This is a genomic window from Streptomyces tricolor (assembly GCF_002155905.1).
Taxonomy (GTDB): domain Bacteria; phylum Actinomycetota; class Actinomycetes; order Streptomycetales; family Streptomycetaceae; genus Streptomyces; species Streptomyces tricolor.
On sequence record NZ_MUMF01001041.1, the window covers coordinates 1 to 752 of the forward strand.

Consider the following 752-nt stretch of genomic DNA (forward strand, 5'->3'; position numbering starts at 1 on the left):
GCGGCCGTCAACCAGGCGAGCGTCTGGAACGTCGCCAATCTGCTGACGATGCTCCGGCTGCTCCTGGTGCCGGGCTTCGTGGCCCTGATGCTGGCGGACGGCGGCTACGACCCGGCCTGGCGCTCCCTGGCCTGGGCCGCCTTCGCCATCGCCATGATCACCGACCTGTTCGACGGGCATCTGGCGCGAACCTACAACCTGGTCACCGACTTCGGGAAGATCGCCGACCCCATCGCCGACAAGGCGATCATGGGGGCGGCGCTCATCTGTCTGTCCGCCCTCGGCGATCTGCCGTGGTGGGTGACGGCCGTGATCCTCGGCCGGGAACTCGGCATCACCCTGCTGCGTTTTCTGGTCATTCGCTACGGCGTGATCCCTGCCAGCCGGGGCGGCAAGCTGAAGACGCTCACCCAGGGCGTGGCCGTCGGGATGTACGTCCTGGCACTGACGGGGTGGCTGGCCACTCTGAGGTTCTGGGTGATGGCCGTGGCGGTCGTCCTCACGGTCGCGACGGGCCTCGACTACGTGAGACAAGCCATTGTGCTGCGCCGGCGGGGAATCGCCGAGCGCGCCGCGGCGTTGGAGGAGAAGGAAGCGTGAGAGCCGAGGCCGCCGAACTGGTGCGACTACTGACCGTGAGGGGCGAGACCCTTGCCGTCGCCGAGTCGCTGACCGGTGGCCTGGTAGCGGCGGAGATCACCGGGGTACCCGGGGCCTCCCGGGTGTTCCGGGGGTCGATCACCGCCTACGCC

2 protein-coding genes are annotated in these 752 nt (G+C 69.0%); both read left to right on the plus strand.

The annotated features are described in order from the left end of the window. Positions 1-600: CDP-diacylglycerol--glycerol-3-phosphate 3-phosphatidyltransferase (gene pgsA, locus CCN44_RS42590; RefSeq protein WP_086704620.1), on the plus strand; the 600-nt coding region annotated here is incomplete at its 5' end. Then, on the plus strand, positions 597-752 hold a 156-nt coding region (locus tag CCN44_RS42595; protein ID WP_208639958.1), incomplete at its 3' end, for a CinA family protein. The genes pgsA and CCN44_RS42595, both read left to right, overlap by 4 nt.